11 protein-coding genes are annotated in these 14,946 nt (G+C 69.4%); 9 read left to right on the forward strand and 2 right to left on the reverse strand.

What is annotated here, in order from left to right; all coding sequences use genetic code 11:
* Window positions 1-54: 54 nt before the first annotated feature.
* On the reverse strand, window positions 55-2,595 hold the full coding sequence (locus AB0L64_RS05320; protein ID WP_363707906.1) for a LuxR C-terminal-related transcriptional regulator: 2,541 nt from the start codon (window positions 2,593-2,595) through the stop codon (window positions 55-57).
* A 104-nt stretch (window positions 2,596-2,699) separates the two neighbouring features.
* On the opposite strand from AB0L64_RS05320, the gene AB0L64_RS05325 reads away from it, so the two are divergent.
* The 9 genes from AB0L64_RS05325 to AB0L64_RS05365 all read left to right on the forward strand — a co-directional run bounded on the left by AB0L64_RS05325 (window position 2,700) and on the right by AB0L64_RS05365 (window position 14,233).
* Window positions 2,700-5,579 carry a S8 family serine peptidase gene (locus AB0L64_RS05325; protein WP_363707908.1) on the forward strand — a complete coding sequence of 960 codons (2,880 nt, stop codon included), beginning with the start codon at window positions 2,700-2,702 and terminating at the stop codon, window positions 5,577-5,579.
* A 43-nt stretch (window positions 5,580-5,622) separates the two neighbouring features.
* Window positions 5,623-6,180: a TetR/AcrR family transcriptional regulator gene (locus AB0L64_RS05330; RefSeq protein ID WP_363707910.1), complete on the forward strand. Its 558-nt coding sequence runs from the start codon at window positions 5,623-5,625 to the stop codon at window positions 6,178-6,180.
* Window positions 6,177-7,037, forward strand: coding sequence for an LLM class F420-dependent oxidoreductase (locus tag AB0L64_RS05335; RefSeq protein ID WP_363707912.1), 861 nt, complete (start codon window positions 6,177-6,179; stop codon window positions 7,035-7,037). Before AB0L64_RS05330 ends, AB0L64_RS05335 begins: the two co-directional genes overlap by 4 nt.
* A gap of 49 nt (window positions 7,038-7,086) precedes the next feature.
* The gene (gene aceB, locus AB0L64_RS05340; protein ID WP_363707914.1) at window positions 7,087-8,667 is read left to right on the forward strand and encodes a malate synthase A; all 1,581 of its coding nucleotides are present in this window, start codon (window positions 7,087-7,089) and stop codon (window positions 8,665-8,667) included.
* Window positions 8,668-8,801: 134 nt separating this feature from the next.
* Window positions 8,802-10,583, forward strand: coding sequence for a peptide ABC transporter substrate-binding protein (locus AB0L64_RS05345; RefSeq protein ID WP_363707916.1), 1,782 nt, complete (start codon window positions 8,802-8,804; stop codon window positions 10,581-10,583).
* 1 nt (window position 10,584) lies between these two features.
* The gene (locus AB0L64_RS05350; RefSeq protein ID WP_363707918.1) at window positions 10,585-11,562 is read left to right on the forward strand and encodes an ABC transporter permease; all 978 of its coding nucleotides are present in this window, start codon (window positions 10,585-10,587) and stop codon (window positions 11,560-11,562) included.
* Window positions 11,549-12,487: an ABC transporter permease gene (locus AB0L64_RS05355; protein WP_363707920.1), complete on the forward strand. Its 939-nt coding sequence runs from the start codon at window positions 11,549-11,551 to the stop codon at window positions 12,485-12,487. The genes AB0L64_RS05350 and AB0L64_RS05355 overlap by 14 nt, the downstream gene beginning before the upstream one ends.
* Window positions 12,484-13,461: an ABC transporter ATP-binding protein gene (locus tag AB0L64_RS05360; RefSeq protein ID WP_363707922.1), complete on the forward strand. Its 978-nt coding sequence runs from the start codon at window positions 12,484-12,486 to the stop codon at window positions 13,459-13,461. The genes AB0L64_RS05355 and AB0L64_RS05360 overlap by 4 nt, the downstream gene beginning before the upstream one ends.
* Window positions 13,454-14,233 (forward strand): ATP-binding cassette domain-containing protein, encoded by a 780-nt coding sequence (locus AB0L64_RS05365; RefSeq protein ID WP_363707924.1) that lies wholly within the window; start codon window positions 13,454-13,456, stop codon window positions 14,231-14,233. Before AB0L64_RS05360 ends, AB0L64_RS05365 begins: the two co-directional genes overlap by 8 nt.
* Before the next feature lie 160 nt (window positions 14,234-14,393).
* Here AB0L64_RS05365 and AB0L64_RS05370 read toward each other — a convergent pair whose 3' ends face one another.
* Window positions 14,394-14,942 (reverse strand): CYTH domain-containing protein, encoded by a 549-nt coding sequence (locus AB0L64_RS05370; protein ID WP_363707926.1) that lies wholly within the window; start codon window positions 14,940-14,942, stop codon window positions 14,394-14,396.
* Between the last annotated feature and the right edge of the window lie 4 nt (window positions 14,943-14,946).

Genomic DNA, 14,946 nt, shown 5'->3' on the forward strand with positions numbered 1-14,946 from the left:
GGTCGCGAGATGGTGAGCCGGCGTCACAACATGTGGTGATTCACGTGGTGACAGCTAGAGCAGACCGCGTTCGCGGGCCCGGCGTACGGCGCCCGAGCGGTTGGTCGCGCCGAGCTTGGTGAAGATGCGTTTCGTGTGCGTGCGCAGCGTGTTCAGCGACACGTACAGCCGTCGCGCGATCTCCGGACCGGTGAGCTCGGTGTCGAGCAGACGTAGTACGTCGAGCTCTCGCTCGGTCAGCGGTTCGATCAAGGTGGTCTGGGCAGTCGCCAGCCCCTCGTCGAGAAGCAGGCGACGGTACTGTTCCGGCTCCGGCGCCGCGTCCAACGTCTCGCGCAGGACGGCCTGAGCCGCCGCGTGATCGCCGCGCGTCTGGTGGGCAAGGGCCCGCAGTACGCCGATCTCGAGCAGACTGCCCGCGCGCCGGCCGTCGGCATCGGCCTGGAGCCGATCGAGCAGCTCTTGTACGTCCTCACCGCGGCGGATCATGAGCCGCGCCCGGGTGAGTTGGCCGTACTCGTTCAGGTACGACACCGTGTCCGGGATGTCGCGGACCCACGCCTCGGCCGCGACCAGATCGCCCGCCGCGAGGTGTACCCGGGCGCGCATCGCCGCGATCGGCCGCAGCTCGGGATACGAGCCGCGCCGGTACAGCTTCTCGGCCTCGTCGAGCAACTGCAGGGCGGCCGTGAAGTCGCCGCGCGCGACCTTGACCTGCGCCATCGCGACGTACCAGCGGTGCCGGTTCTCGGTGATCGAGCCCTGCGCGGCGAGGCCACGCGCGGTCTCGAGATGAGCCTCCGCGCTGTCGAGATCGTCCAGCTCCCGGTCGAGCTCGGCCAGCCCGACGTGCAGGTCCGCCGTGACCCGCGGATACGGCTCACCGTTGCGGGTCGCCGCCGCCAGCGTCTGCTCGAACCCCTGCCGCGCGCGCGACGGCCGCCCGGCAGCGAGCCAGAGATCGCCCATCACCACCGTGCTGTCCTGCTCGTCGACCAGGTTGCCCGCCGAGTGCAGCTCGCGAACCGCCGTCGAGAACGTCGCCAGCGCCTCCTCCACATCACCCGCCGCCCACGCCGCGAGCGCCAGGAACCCGCCGGCGGCCCCCCGAACGAAGTGGTCCTCGGCCGCGGCCAGATCCAGCGCGCCCCGCGCGGATTCCACCGTGGCCTGCACCTCGCCCCGTGCCTGTGCCAGCGCGGCCCGGTAGATCAGGAGCATCGCCGGGGCGGTCCGCAGATCTTCGGTGTCCGCCCAGGTCGCGGCCAGCTCCGGATCCCGCGCTCCGGCCTGCAGCGCGGCCTCCGCGGCGTCGAGCCAACGCGCCATCCGGTCCAGCTCGCCGGCCATCATCGACGACCAGGCGGCCGCGATGCACAGCACCGGATTCCGTTGGACGACGGACTCCGGCAGCGACCTGATCCACCCGAGGAGCATGGCGTCCTGCCGCGCCCGCCGTACCTCGGGCAGGGCTTCCTCGATCAGCCGTCCGGCCCGCTCGTGGTCGTCAGCCGCCAGCGCGTGCCGTACTGCCTCAGGGGCCAGGTGCTGCGCGGCGTACCAGTCGCTCGCGGCACGATGCAGGCGCGGCAGCTCCTCCGGGTGTTCGGCGAGCAGGCGGGCTCGCAGGACGTCCCGGAAGAGGTGGTGGTAGCGGTACCAGACCCGGTCCGGATCCAGCGCGACCACGAAGACGTTGCCGCGGTCCAGCTCGTCCAGCACCTGACTGCTCCCGGTGCGGCCGGTGACCGCGTCGCACAGCGGGCCGGTGAGGCGGTCGAGAACCGCCGTACGCAGCAGGAAGTCGCGGACGTCGGCAGGCTGCCGCGCCAGCACCTCGTCGGCCAGGTAGTCGATGACGAACCGATGGCTGCCGGTGAAAGCGTCGATGAACCCCGCGACGTCGGGCGCGCCACGCAGCGACAGCGCGGCCATCTGAAGCCCTGCGACCCAGCCCTCCGTCCGCCCTTCCAACGCCCGTACGTCGTCCCCGGCCAGCCGCAGCCCCATGACGTCGTTGAGGAAAGCGCCTGCCTCCGGCTCGGCGAACCGCAGGTCGTCGACCCGGATCTCCGTCAACTGCCCGCGAGCACGCAGCCGAGCCATCGGGAACGGCGGGTCCGCGCGCGTCGACAGGACCAGGTGCAGCTGATCCGGAAGGTGGTCGAGCAGGAACGCCACCGCCTCATGCACGTCAAGCGCTTCGATGGCGTGATAGTCGTCCAGCACGAGCACGGTCGGCCCGTCGGCCCGGTCCGCATAGTCGTTGACGACCGCGGTCAGCGCGGCCACCGTCGGTACGTCGGCCGCGGGCGGTGCGACCCGGAGACCGGGCAGGGCCGCCCAGAGGTACGCCAGGAACCGCGGCAGCGCGTTGTCCCCGTCGTCGAGCGACAACCAGCCCACCCGCTCGTGCCGCGCCGCCCACTCACCGACGAGGGTCGTCTTGCCGAACCCGGCCGGTGCGGAGACCAGAGCGAGCCGATGACCGGGCGTCAGGACGCCGTCCAGACGCTCCAGCAGCCACGGTCGTGCCACCAGCCCGGACCGCCGAGCGGGCGGGAACAGCTTCGTGGCGAGCACTGTCGTCGACACCTCTGGATGATAGATCCGGCGACCTGTAACGCCGAGGGCCGCTCCAACGATTTAGGGCAAGGACCGAAAGTGGTCGGTCCGCTCAGGATCTTGGGGGTCCCCCGTTGTCCCGTCCCACCCAACTGCTGCGCCTGGCCGTGCCCGCGGCCGTGGTCGCGGCAGGTCTCGTCACCGTGTCCGGCTCGGCAGGTACCGCCGCCCAGTCCGCCGAGCCGAACGTGCTGCACGCGAAGTTCCGGCCGAGCACCGCCCACGAACCCGCGTACGACGCGAAGTCCGTGATCGTGAAGTTCAAGCCGAAGGCAACCACCTCGGCGCGGAAGGCCGCGCTCGCCAAGGTCAAGGGCGTGCCGGACGTGTCCGTCACCTCGGACGTGGTCACCGTGACCGGCGACACCGGTGCGGCCGACCTGCTGAAGAAGGTCAAGGCCGACCCGTCGGTCGAGCTTGCCTCGCTCAACTACATCCGGCAGAAGTCCGCGACGCCGAACGACTGGCTCTACACGAACTACCAGAAGTACCTGGCGACCGTCCGCGTCAACAGCGCCTGGGACCTCTCGAAGACCGCGGGGACCCAGACGATCGGTGTCCTGGACACCGGTGTCGACGCCGGTCACCCGGACCTCGCGGGTCACCTGCTGCCGGGCTACAACACCTTCAACACGGCGCTGGCGCCGAACGACGGCGACGGCCACGGTACGGCGGTCACCGGGATCATCGCCGCCGGAACCGGCAACGGGATCGGGATCGCCGGTGTGGCCTGGAACGCGAAGGTCCGCCCGGTCAAGGTGCTCGACGACAACGGCAGCGGCGACGACGCGAACCTGATCAACGGCATCAACTGGGCGGTCAAGAACGGCGTCCGGGTGATCAACATGTCGCTCGGCGGCGAAGGCGACAACCCGGTCCTGCACCAGGCGATCCAGAACGCCGTCGCCAAGGGCGTCGTCCTGGTCGCCGCGGCCGGCAACACCGGCGGCGACTCGTCGAACCACTTCCCGGGCGCCTACCCCGAGGTCCTCTCGGTCGGTGCCACCACCCCGGGCGGCGTCCTGACCAGCTTCAGCAGCTACGGCGACGCGGTCGACATCGCCGCCCCCGGCTACGACATCACGAGCACCGCGCCGCGCGCACAGACCCCGAGCGGGTACGAGCCGTACTGGCTAGGCCTCGCCGGTACGTCGTTCTCGTCCCCGATCGTCGCCGCCGTCGCCGCCCAGGTCCGCAACAAGTGGCCGTCGTTCACTCCCGCCCAGGTGATGGCCCGCCTGAAGGCCACCGCCCGCGACGCGGGTCCGCGCGGCAACGACCCGTACTACGGTGCCGGCATCCTGGACGCCTACCAGGCCCTCGGCGGCCGCTGGACCACGGACTTCGCCCAGGGCGTCGCGGACAAGAACGACCAGCCGTCCCGCGCGGGTGAGCTGATCGCCGGGGTCGCTGTCTCCTCGACGATCAGCGTCGAAGGCGACGTCGACTGGTACAAGCTGCCGACCGACTACGCCCACCAGGTGCGCATCGACGTCACCGGGCCGATGTTCGACTCCGGAACCTACGCGCAGAACTTCGGTCCGGTCGTGTCGGCGTACGACGAGAACCTCAAGCCGCTCGCCTTCGTGCAGAAGCCGGAGCCTCCGACCGACAGCGCCGGCTACGAGATCCCGCAGCCGCTGACCGCCTCGACGTACGTCACGGTGCCGGCCGGGCCCCTGTACGTCGCCGTCCGGAACGCCAACGGCTCGCGGGACAGCCGCGCGTACTCGCTGAAGGTGACCAACGCGGACGGGACCGTCGGCACCGCGCCGATCAACGCGTACCCGGTCCTGGACGCGGTGCCCGGGGACCTGTCCTCCGGTGTCTCGATCCTGGCCAAGCCCACGCTCACCTTCCCGCGCAACGTCGACGAGAACAGCGTCGTCAACGGCGGCGTGAAACTGGTCAACGGCAAGACCGGTGCGGTGATCCCGGCGACCGTCACCTACGACCACGACATCCGCCGGGCGGAGATCTCGCCCGCGGCCCCGCTGGCCGAGGCGACGCCGTTCCGGATCGTCGCCGACGGTGTCGTCTCGCTCGATCCCACGGTGCCGATGGTGCCGTTCAGCTCGGTGTTCAGTACGGAGGACCGGGTTCCGGGACCGGTGCAGCTCGTCGGTGTCGGCGCCTACCTGGCAGCGAACCTGACGTGGACGATCCCGCCAACCACGGACCTCGACCAGGTGATCATCCGTCGCAACGTCGGCAGCAAGGCGCCGACGCCGACCACCGGGACGCTCGTGTACGCGGGCACCGGAACCTCGGTGAAGAACACCGGGCTGGCGCAGGGCACGACGTACACGTACGCGGGCTGGGTCGTCGACCGAGCGGGTCACTACAGCCCGGTCGCGGTCAAGCAGCTGCTCGGGATGAAGTCCGGCATCAGCGTGTCGTCGACGCTGCTCAGCTACGGCGGTGCGATCACGATCAAGGGCAGCACGGTGCGGATCGACAATCTGGCGTACGCCGGGTTGCCGGTGAACGTGTACGTGCGGCCGAAGAACTCGACCAAGTTCTCGCTGCTCGCGGCGTTGAAGACCTCGTCGACCGGGACGCTGTCGCTGACGCACAAGCCGCTCGTGTCGTCGGTTTACATGCTGACGTTCCCGGGGAACGGGATGCTGATGGGCACCCGCACCGCCGACGTCACCGTCCAGGTCAGGCCGGTGATCTCGGCCGCGCTGTCGCCGGCGTCGATCCGCCTCGGCGGCACGACGGCGTTCAGCGGTTACGTCACTCCGGCGCACGCCGGGCAGACCGTCTACCTGCAGCAGTACGGCAGCAAGGTGTGGAAGTCGATCGCGTCGGTCAAGCTGAGCACCTCCGGGAAGTACGCGTTCGGGATCAAGCCCGCGGTGCGCGGGCAGATCGCCTACCGCGTCTACTTCCCGGGTGACGCCGACCACGCCCCGGCGTACACGGTCAACAAGATCCTCACCGTCAGCTGAGCGGCCCGCCCACCTGACTGTACCTCTGGGTACAGTTAGGTGGGTGGAGACGGTGGAGCGGTTGATTCGCAGCACGCAGGAGTTGTTGTGGGAGCGCGGGTACGTCGGCACCTCGCCCAAGGCGATCCAGCGGGCCGCCGACGCCGGGCAGGGGAGTATGTACCACCACTTCACCGGCAAGGCGGACCTGGCGAAGGTGGCGATCGAGCGGTCGGGAGCGGAGCTGCGGGCGGCGGCCGAGGAGCAACTCGGGGCCGACGGGACCGCGACCGAGCGGATCAGCGCGTATCTCGGGCGGGAGCGGGACGTGCTGCGCGGCTGCCGGATCGGGCGGCTGGCGGCGGATCCCGACGTGGTGGCGGATCCGGACTTGCGGGCGCCGGTCGCGGAGACGTTCGCGTGGTTGCGCGACCGGCTGGCCGAGGTGGTTGCTGACGGCAAGCGTACGGGCGAGTTCCCGGAGTGGCTCGACCCGCGGCCGACCGCCGCGACGATCGCCGCCGTACTGCAGGGCGGGTATGTGCTCGCCCGTGCCGCGGACTCGACCGAGCCGTTCGAGCTCGCCGTCCAGGGCCTGATCGACCTGCTGGGAGCGAAATGAAGATCGGTGCGGTGTTTCCGCAGCTCGAGATCGGCGCGGACCCGAGGGTCGTGCGGGACTGGGCGACGACGGTGGAGGACGCGGGCTACAACCACGTCCTCGCCTACGACCACGTGCTCGGCGCGGATCCGGCGAACCGCCCCGGATGGACCGGGTACACCGACAAGTCCTTGTTCCACGAGGTTCTCGTACTGTTCGGCTACCTGGCCGGCATCACCACCGAGCTCGAACTCGTGACCGGCGTGCTCGTGCTGCCGCAGCGCCAGACCGCGTTGGTGGCGAAGCAGGCGGCCGAGGTCGACATACTGAGCGGCGGACGTCTTCGCCTCGGTGTCGGCATCGGCTGGAATCACGTCGAGTACCAGGCCCTGGGCGTGCCGTTCCGGCAGCGCGGCGCGCTGCTGGAGGAGCAGGTCGACGTACTGCGCAGGCTCTGGGCGGATCCGGTGATCTCGTACGACGGCAAGTACCACGAGATCGAGGAGGCCGGCCTGAACCCGCTGCCCGGCCGGGAGATCCCGATCTGGTTCGGCGGCAGCGCGGACGCCGTACTGCGACGGACCGGGCGGATCGGCGACGGCTGGATGCCGCAGTCGGCGCCGGACGAGACGGCGCGCGACCAGATCGCCCGCATCCGGCAAGCAGCCGAAGAGGCCGGCCGCGACCCCGCCTCGATCGGCATCGAGGCGCGCCTCACCCTGGGGGCGGTGCCGGAACAGGACTGGCGCGCGTTCGCCGACGGCTGGCGCGACCTCGGTGCGACCCACCTCGGCGTGAACACGATGAAGATGGGGCTGTCCCGGCCGGAGGAGCACGCCCAGGTCCTCCGCGACGTCCTACCGCGCCTGCACGACTGACGGCGCCGCAGTACGGTCGGGGTAGACCGGATCACCGATCACGTAGTTGATGAAGGAGTTCCCAGTGGCAGTCGAGGTCACCGGCCCGATGGGCGAGCGGTACGACGAGATCCTCACCGAGCGCGCGCTCGGCCTGATCGAGACGCTGCACCGTGCGTACGACGGGCGGCGCCGCGAGTTGCTGGAGCGCCGCCAGCAGCGGGTCGCGGAGATCGCGGCCGGGGCCTCGCTGGGATTCCTGGCGGACACGAAGGACGTCCGGGACGACCCGGAGTGGCGGGTCGCGACCGCCGCCCCGGGGCTGGTCGACCGGCGGGTGGAGATCACCGGGCCGACCGACCGGAAGATGACGATCAACGCGCTGAACTCGGGCGCCAAGGTGTGGCTGGCCGACCAGGAGGACGCCAACACGCCGACCTGGGAGAACGTCGTCGGCGGCCAGCTGAACCTGCTGGACGCGATCACCCGGCGGATCGACTTCAGCACGGACACGAAGAGCTACGCGCTGAAGCCGGACGCGGAGCTGGCCACGATCGTCGTCCGGCCGCGCGGCTGGCACCTGCCGGAGAAGCACATCCTCGTCGACGGCGAGCGGACGTCCGGCTCGCTGGTCGACTTCGCGCTCTATCTGAGCGCCTGCGCGCAGCTGCAGCTCGACCGCGGCCAGGGGCCGTACTTCTACCTGCCGAAGATGGAGTCGCACCTCGAGGCGCGGCTGTGGAACGACGTGTTCGTGACGGCGCAGGAGGTGCTCGGCCTCCCGCGCGGGACGATCCGCGCGACCGTGCTGATCGAGACGTACCCGGCCGCGTTCGAGATGGAGGAGATCCTGTACGAGCTGCGCGAGCACTCGGCGGGGCTGAACGCGGGCCGCTGGGACTACATGTTCAGCGTGATCAAGACGCACCGGACCCGCGGCACGGACTTCCAGCTGCCGGATCGCAACAGCGTGACGATGACGGTGCCGTTCATGCGGGCCTACACCGAGCTGCTGGTGCGGACCTGCCACAAGCGCGGCGCGCACGCGATCGGCGGGATGGCGGCATTCATCCCGAGCAAGGACCCGGCGGTGAACGAACAGGCCTTCGCGAAGGTCGAGGCCGACAAGACCCGCGAGGCGGGCGACGGCTTCGACGGCTCGTGGGTGGCGCACCCCGGGATGGTCGACACCTGCCGGAAGGTCTTCGACGCGGTCCTGGGCGACCAGCCGAACCAGGTCGGCAAGCTCCGCGAGGACGTCGCGGTCACCGCGGACCAACTGCTCGATGTTGCGGCCACGCCGGGTGACATCACCGAGGCCGGTTTGCGCAGCAACGTCAGCGTCGCCGTCCAGTACCTGGCCGCCTGGCTCGACGGCACCGGCGCCGTCGGCATCTTCAACCTGATGGAGGACGCGGCCACCGCCGAGATCTCGCGCTCGCAGATCTGGCAGTGGCGCCGCAACCAGGTCACCATCGACACCGGGGAAACGGTCAGCACCGAATTGGTCGAGCGGATCGCCGACGAGGAGATCGGCAAACTCGGTACGCCGGAGCGGTACGACGCGGCGCGTGCGCTGTTCCTGGAGGTGGCGCTCGCCGACGAGTACGTCGACTTCCTGACACTGCCGGCGTACGAACGCTTCAGCTGACCAGCAGGCCGTGCGCAGGCAGGACCGGTCTGGATCAATTACGGTAATGGCCGTAAAGCGTTGACATCGACGCTCCGACGGCCCTACGGTCGCGCCATAAGTCGAGTTGAGGACGCCAGAAAGGCGGCACTCCATTGCGCGCGAGCTCGGTTCCCCTGGCCGGTCAGACCCGGCGTGACTTCCTGCGACTGTCCGGACTGACCCTGGCCGCGATCGGCGGCAGTTGGTCGCTGACCGGCTGCGGCCTGTTCGGCGACGACAGCAAGGCAGCCGACGGCCAGTCCACCTTGAAGATCGACTACGTACCCGTCGAAGTGCTCGACCCGCAGGTGATCACCAACGGCATGTGGATCCTCAGCCGTGGGATCTCCGAGGGTCTGGTCGCCCAGAACGAGAAGGGCGACGGCGTCGTACCGGCCGTCGCGTCCGAGTGGAAGGTCTCCGACGATCACCTGACCTACACGTTCACGTTGCGCGACAACGCCCAGTGGTCGGACGGCAAGCCGGTCGTCGCACAGGACTTCGAGCGGACGTACAAGCGGCTGTTCACTCCGGCCGGCGGCTCCGCGGGCGGTACGACGCTCGGCGCCAACAGCTATCAGACCGCCACCGGCATCAAGGGCGCCCAGGACTTCCTGGCCGGTGTGCTGACCGACTGGGCGCAGGTGGGCGTGAAGGCGACCGGGGAGCACGAACTCGTGCTGACCCTGTCCAACCCGAACCCGGACTTCCTGCTCGCGCTGACCCACCCGGCGATGCTGCCGCTGCCGATGGACCTGGTCGAGAGCAAGCCGAAGGACTGGCAGAACCCGCCGAACTACGTGTCCAACGGGCCCTACACCGTGACCGAGTGGGTGGCGAACTCGCGGCTGATCCTGACTCCGAACGCGAAGTACTGGGACCGCGACAACGTCAAGCTGGGCCGGATCCAGGTCAACCTGGTCGAGCCGAGCGCCGCCGCGACCGCCACCGTCCCGTACGAGAACGGCGAGACCGATCTGGTCCAGCTCTCCGGACCGGATGTACTGCGGTTCCAGAAGGACGCGGACCTGTCGAAGCAGCTCAAGCAGACCGAGAACTACAGCATCCTCTACCTGGCGAAGCTCCGCAGCCAGCACAAGGCGATGGAGGACGTCCGGGTCCGTAAGGCCCTCTCGCTGGCGCTCGACCGCAAGACGCTGGCCGGTGTGCAGCCGGGCCAGCAGCCGGGCGTCTCGCTGGTCACCAGCCGGACCGCGGGCTGGGACGACAGCATCGCGATCAAGGAAGACCTCGCCGAGGCGAAGCGGCTGCTCGCCGAGGCCGGCTACCCGAACGGCCAGGGCCTGCCGCCGGTGCGGATCCTCGTCGGCGTACCGGACACCACGCTGGCCGACGCGATGGTGGACAGCTGGACCAAGCAGCTCGGCATCAAGGCGAGCGTCGACCACGTCGAGGCGGGCGTCTACACCGAGCGCCGCTGGCAGGTGCAGAAGGGCAACTACATCGGCTTCTACTACGGCACCTTCGCCGGCCTGCCGACCTGGCCGACGATGGTCAGCTCGCTCTGGTCGCCGAAGAACGTGCAGGAGATCAGCCTGCCGAGCGACCAGTGGCAGGCGTATCAGGCCGTGCAGGACAACAAGAACCTGAAGCCGGCCGAGAAGACCCAGCAGCTCAACGCGATCCTCGCCGCGCACGCCTCGAAGCCCGCGCAGGACATCGCCGCACTGGTCGGCCAGGCCGCCAGGGAGCCGGACGACGCGAAGCGACTCGGGTTGTACAAGCAGGCCGCGAAGCTGCGCGAGGAGCAGTACCTGTACCTGCCGGTGCTCTGGCTGAGCCTGTTCCACGCCGTCAAGCCGAAGGTGCAGGGCCTGCAGCTGCGGGCCTATCCGGACTACTTCTACCTCAAGCCGCTGAGCGTGGAGAGCTGACGTGGGGCTCGCCGTCTACATCGGCAAGCGGGCGGTCCGGCTGGTCCTGTCCATGGTCGCGGTCTCGATCCTGACGTTCACCCTGCTGCAGCTGGCGCCCGGCAACTTCGCCGACCTGCAGCGGGTGAACAGCGGGGCCACCAACTTCGGCGGTGTCGGCACCGAGTCGATGGTCGGCGAGCTCGAGTCCCGGTACGGCGCCGACGTACCGGTCTGGAAGCAGTACCTGATCTTCATGAAGGGCGCGGTCGTCTGGGACTTCGGGCCGTCGTACAAGTACGCCAGCCGGAACGTGCAGGACATCATCGCGGAGGCGTTCCCGGTGTCGGCCACGCTGGCGGTGCTGGCGGTGCTGCTCGCGCTGCTGATCGCCGTACCGGTCGGGGTGTTCGCGGCGTTGCGGCAGAACAGCAAGAGCGACCACGCGACGATGTTCGCGGTCACGCTCGGGCACGCGTTGCCCAGCTATCTGACCGCGGCGTTCATGATCCTGCTGTTCTCCGCGACGCTGAAGTTGTTGCCGTCGGGCGGGTGGAACGGCCCGGAGGACCTGATCCTTCCGGTGCTCGCTCTGAGCCTCGGGCCGGCCGCGGTGCTGGCGCGGTACGTGCGGTCGAGCATGCTGGAGACCTTGCGCGAGGAGTACGTCACCGCTGCACTCGCCAAAGGCGGCCCGCGGCGTACGGTCATCGTCCGGCACGCGCTGCGCAACTCGCTGATCCCGCTCGTGACCGTGGCCGGACCGCTGCTGGCGGCGCTGATGACCGGCACCGTGTTCGTCGAGGCACTGCTCCGGATCCCCGGCCTGGGGTTGTACTTCGCCAACGCCGCCGCCAGCCGGGACATGCCGCTGCTGATGGGTACGGCGTTGTTCTTCGCGCTGATCCTGATGGTGACCAACCTGGTCGTGGACCTGATCTACGGACTCCTCGATCCCCGAATCCGCACCGTGGGAGGTGGGGCCGATGACGGCCACTGAAGGCGTCGAGGCCGCCGGTGAAGCGGCCGTCGTCGATACCGTCGGCGAGCCGGAGCCCATCGAGCGCGGGACGACGGCGCGCGGACCCTGGTCGCGGGCGTGGTCCCGGTTCCGCAAGCACCGGCTGGCGTTCGGGAGCCTGGTCTTCTGTGCGTTCCTGATCGTCATCGCACTCGCCGCGCCGCTGATCGCGCCGTACGGCTATGAGGAGACCGACATCCAGCACAAGCTGGCGGGTCCCGGCTCGGCGGGGCATCTGCTCGGCACCGACCTGCTCGGGCGGGACATTCTCAGCCGGCTCATCTACGGTCTGCAGACCGCGCTCACCGTGGCGTTCGGCGCCGAGCTGACGGCACTCGCGCTGGCGCTCGCGATCGGACTGCTCGCGGGCTACCTCGGCGGGCGCGTCGAACAGTTGCTGATGGCATTCACCGACGTGATGTACGCGTTCCCGAGCTACCTGTTCGCGGTCGTGATGGTGACCGTGCTCGGCCGCAGCATCTTCGCGCTGGTGGTCGCGATCGGGATCGCGTCCTGGGTCACGCAGGCGCGGCTCGTCCGCGCGCAGGTGATGACGCTGAAGGAACGCGAGTACGTCGAGGCGGCCCGGTCGATGGGCGCGAAGGGCACCACGATCGCGATCCGGTACATCCTGCCGAACGCGATCGGGCCGATCCTGGTCACCACGAGCTTCGCGATCCCGGCCGCGATCGCCGCCGAGGCCGGGCTGGCGTTGCTGGGACTCGGCGTCCAGCCGCCGACGCCGTCGTGGGGCGCGATGATCAGCGAGGGCAGCCGGTACCTGCTGGCCGCGCCGCACATGCTGGTCGCCCCAGCGGTGCTGTTCGCGCTGACGCTGCTGGCGTTCACCTGGATCGGTGACGGTCTGCGGGACGCCTTCGACCCGAGCGGAGAACAGCGATGAGCGACGAGGCGTTGCTGTCCGTCCGCGGGTTGCGGACCACGTTCCGGCGCGACGGCGCCGAGCCGCTGACCGCGGTCGACGGTGTGTCGTTCGACGTACGCCGCGGGCAGGCGCTGGCGATCGTCGGCGAGAGCGGAAGCGGCAAGAGCGTCACCATGCGCAGCGTCATGGGCATCCTGCCGCGGACCGCGCGGATCACCGGCGGTCAGGCGCTGTTCGGCGGGCGGGACCTGCTGGCGATCGGCGACAAGGAACTGCGCAAGGTCCGCGGGCGGGACATCGCGATGGTGTTCCAGAGCGCGATGGAGGCGATGAACCCGACGTTGACGCTGGAGCGTCAATTGACCGAGCACCTGCTGTGGCACGGCCTGTGCACGAAGGCCGAGGCCCGCAAGCGCGCCGTCCGGGCGCTCGGCGACGTCGGCATCCCGGACCCGGAGAAGCGGATCCGCACGTACCCGTTCCAGCTGTCCGGCGGGATGCGCCAGCGGGCGATGATCGCGATGGCGATGGTGACCGAGCCGGCGCTGCTGATCGCCGACGAGCCGACCACCGCCGTCGACGTCACCGTCCAGCGGCAGATCCTCGACCTGCTCGCGGAGCTGAAGAACCGCGGCACCGGCGTCATCATGATCACGCACGACCTCGGCGTCGCGCGCTACTTCTGCGACGACGCGGTCGTGATGTACGCCGGACGCGTGGTCGAGCGGGCGCCGATGGGGCGGCTGCTCGACGATCCGCGGCATCCGTACAGCGTCGGGCTGCTCGGATCCGGCGTCGAGGTCGGCGGCCGGGATCTGCCGCTGCGGCCGATTCCCGGCAGCCCGCCCGACCTGTCCCGGCGTCCCGAGGGCTGCCCGTTCCATCCGCGGTGCGCGCGGGCCGAGCTGCCGCGCTGCGCGACCGAGCAAGAGATCCTGACCATCGGTCCCGGCCGGGACGCCGCGTGCTGGAAGGTGGCCGTCGATGCCTGACGAGCTGGTTCGCGCTTCATCGGTGACGAAGATTTTCCGGACGCGTGCCGGCGAGGTCCGCGCCGTCGACGAGGTGTCGCTGACGGTGCACCGCGGCGAAACGCTGGGACTGGTCGGCGAGAGCGGCAGCGGGAAGTCGACGATGGCGCGGCTGATGATGGGACTGCAGACGCCGACGTCGGGCAGTGTCAGCTTCGACGGTCGCGATCTCGGCACGCTACCGGCCCGCGAGTTGCGCGAGCTCAGGCCGCGGATGCAGATGGTCTTCCAGAACCCGTACGGCTCGCTGCTGCCGCACTTCAGTGCCATCGGCAACGTGATGGAGCCACTGCGCCTGCACGATCGGGGCTCCAAGGACTCCCGCCGTACCAAGGCGCTTGAGCTGCTCGACCTGGTCGGTATCAACACCAGTCACGCGGAGCTGTACCCGCGGCAATTCTCCGGCGGCCAGCAACAACGCATCGCGATCGCCCGGGCGCTGGCCCTGGAACCAGACCTACTGGTCTGCGACGAACCGACCTCGTCCCTGGACGTCTCCATCCAGGCCCAGATCCTCGACCTCTTCACCGACCTCCGTGACCGCTTGGGCCTGTCCTTCCTGTTCATCTCCCACAACCTCGCGGTCGTAGAACGCCTGGCCGACCGGGTAGCCGTCATGAACAAAGGCCAACTGGTCGAGGAAAGCACCACGGAAAACCTGTTCCGCGCCCCCCAAGACCCATACACCCGACAGCTCCTCTCCGCGGTCCTCCCCATCCGCCAGAACCACTAGCGCCGTCGCAAGAAAGGTTCACGGCTTGGGGGTTGACCCCTGATTTTGCCGGTTGACCCCTCGCCTGCCGGGGGGACAACCGGCAAGCTCGGGGGTCAACCCCTCAAATGGCTCGGCCACCGGGACGGAGGGGCCGGACGACGCCCACAGCACGGCGACGTCAGTCGGTGAAGCGGAGGTCGGGGATGGTGGTCAGGTCGATGCCGTAGCGGGCGTACACCTTGATGGTGTTCTCCCCGGTCAGCTGGTCCTCGGGGAGGCCCAGCGCGTTGGCGACCTCGACGACGTGTTCGCGGGAGCGTCCTTCGATCTCGAGGTACGGCGGGATCAGCGGCCAGGCGTCGAGCTCCAGCTCCGCGCCCTGCAGTTCGAAGCTGGTGCGGTGGTTCTCCTGGTACGACTTCGGGTGGAAGCCGATCTGTTGCAGCAGTTCGTTGGTGGTCTCGAAATCGCCGACCGCGGTCTCGGTCTCGGTAGTGCCGTCGATGCCGTCGTGGGCGATCTGCTTGACGGTCAACGTCACCTCGGCGCCCGTGTCCCGCAGCCGGATCCAGCGCGACTCGTCACCCCGCACGACGTCGTACACGTAGCGCCTCATCAGCCTGTCGGCCACGCGACGCCCGCCGAGGGCAAGGATTCTGCCGGCGATTACGTGCGGGTCGACGTCCAGGACTTTGGCTTCGAACTCGATGACCATCGGCTCCCTCACGACG

Source organism: Kribbella sp. NPDC051936 (assembly GCF_040680955.1).
GTDB lineage: Bacteria > Actinomycetota > Actinomycetes > Propionibacteriales > Kribbellaceae > Kribbella.

What these genes read in the sequence shown, in the direction of transcription:
- AB0L64_RS05335 (WP_363707912.1), top strand. Translation starts at nt 6,177, where the DNA reads ATGAAGATCGGTGCGGTGTTTCCGCAGCTCGAGATCGGCGCGGACCCG.
- aceB (WP_363707914.1), top strand. Translation starts at nt 7,087, where the DNA reads ATGAAGGAGTTCCCAGTGGCAGTCGAGGTCACCGGCCCGATGGGCGAG.
- AB0L64_RS05365 (WP_363707924.1), top strand. Translation starts at nt 13,454, where the DNA reads ATGCCTGACGAGCTGGTTCGCGCTTCATCGGTGACGAAGATTTTCCGG.
- AB0L64_RS05355 (WP_363707920.1), top strand. Translation starts at nt 11,549, where the DNA reads ATGACGGCCACTGAAGGCGTCGAGGCCGCCGGTGAAGCGGCCGTCGTC.
- AB0L64_RS05360 (WP_363707922.1), top strand. Translation starts at nt 12,484, where the DNA reads ATGAGCGACGAGGCGTTGCTGTCCGTCCGCGGGTTGCGGACCACGTTC.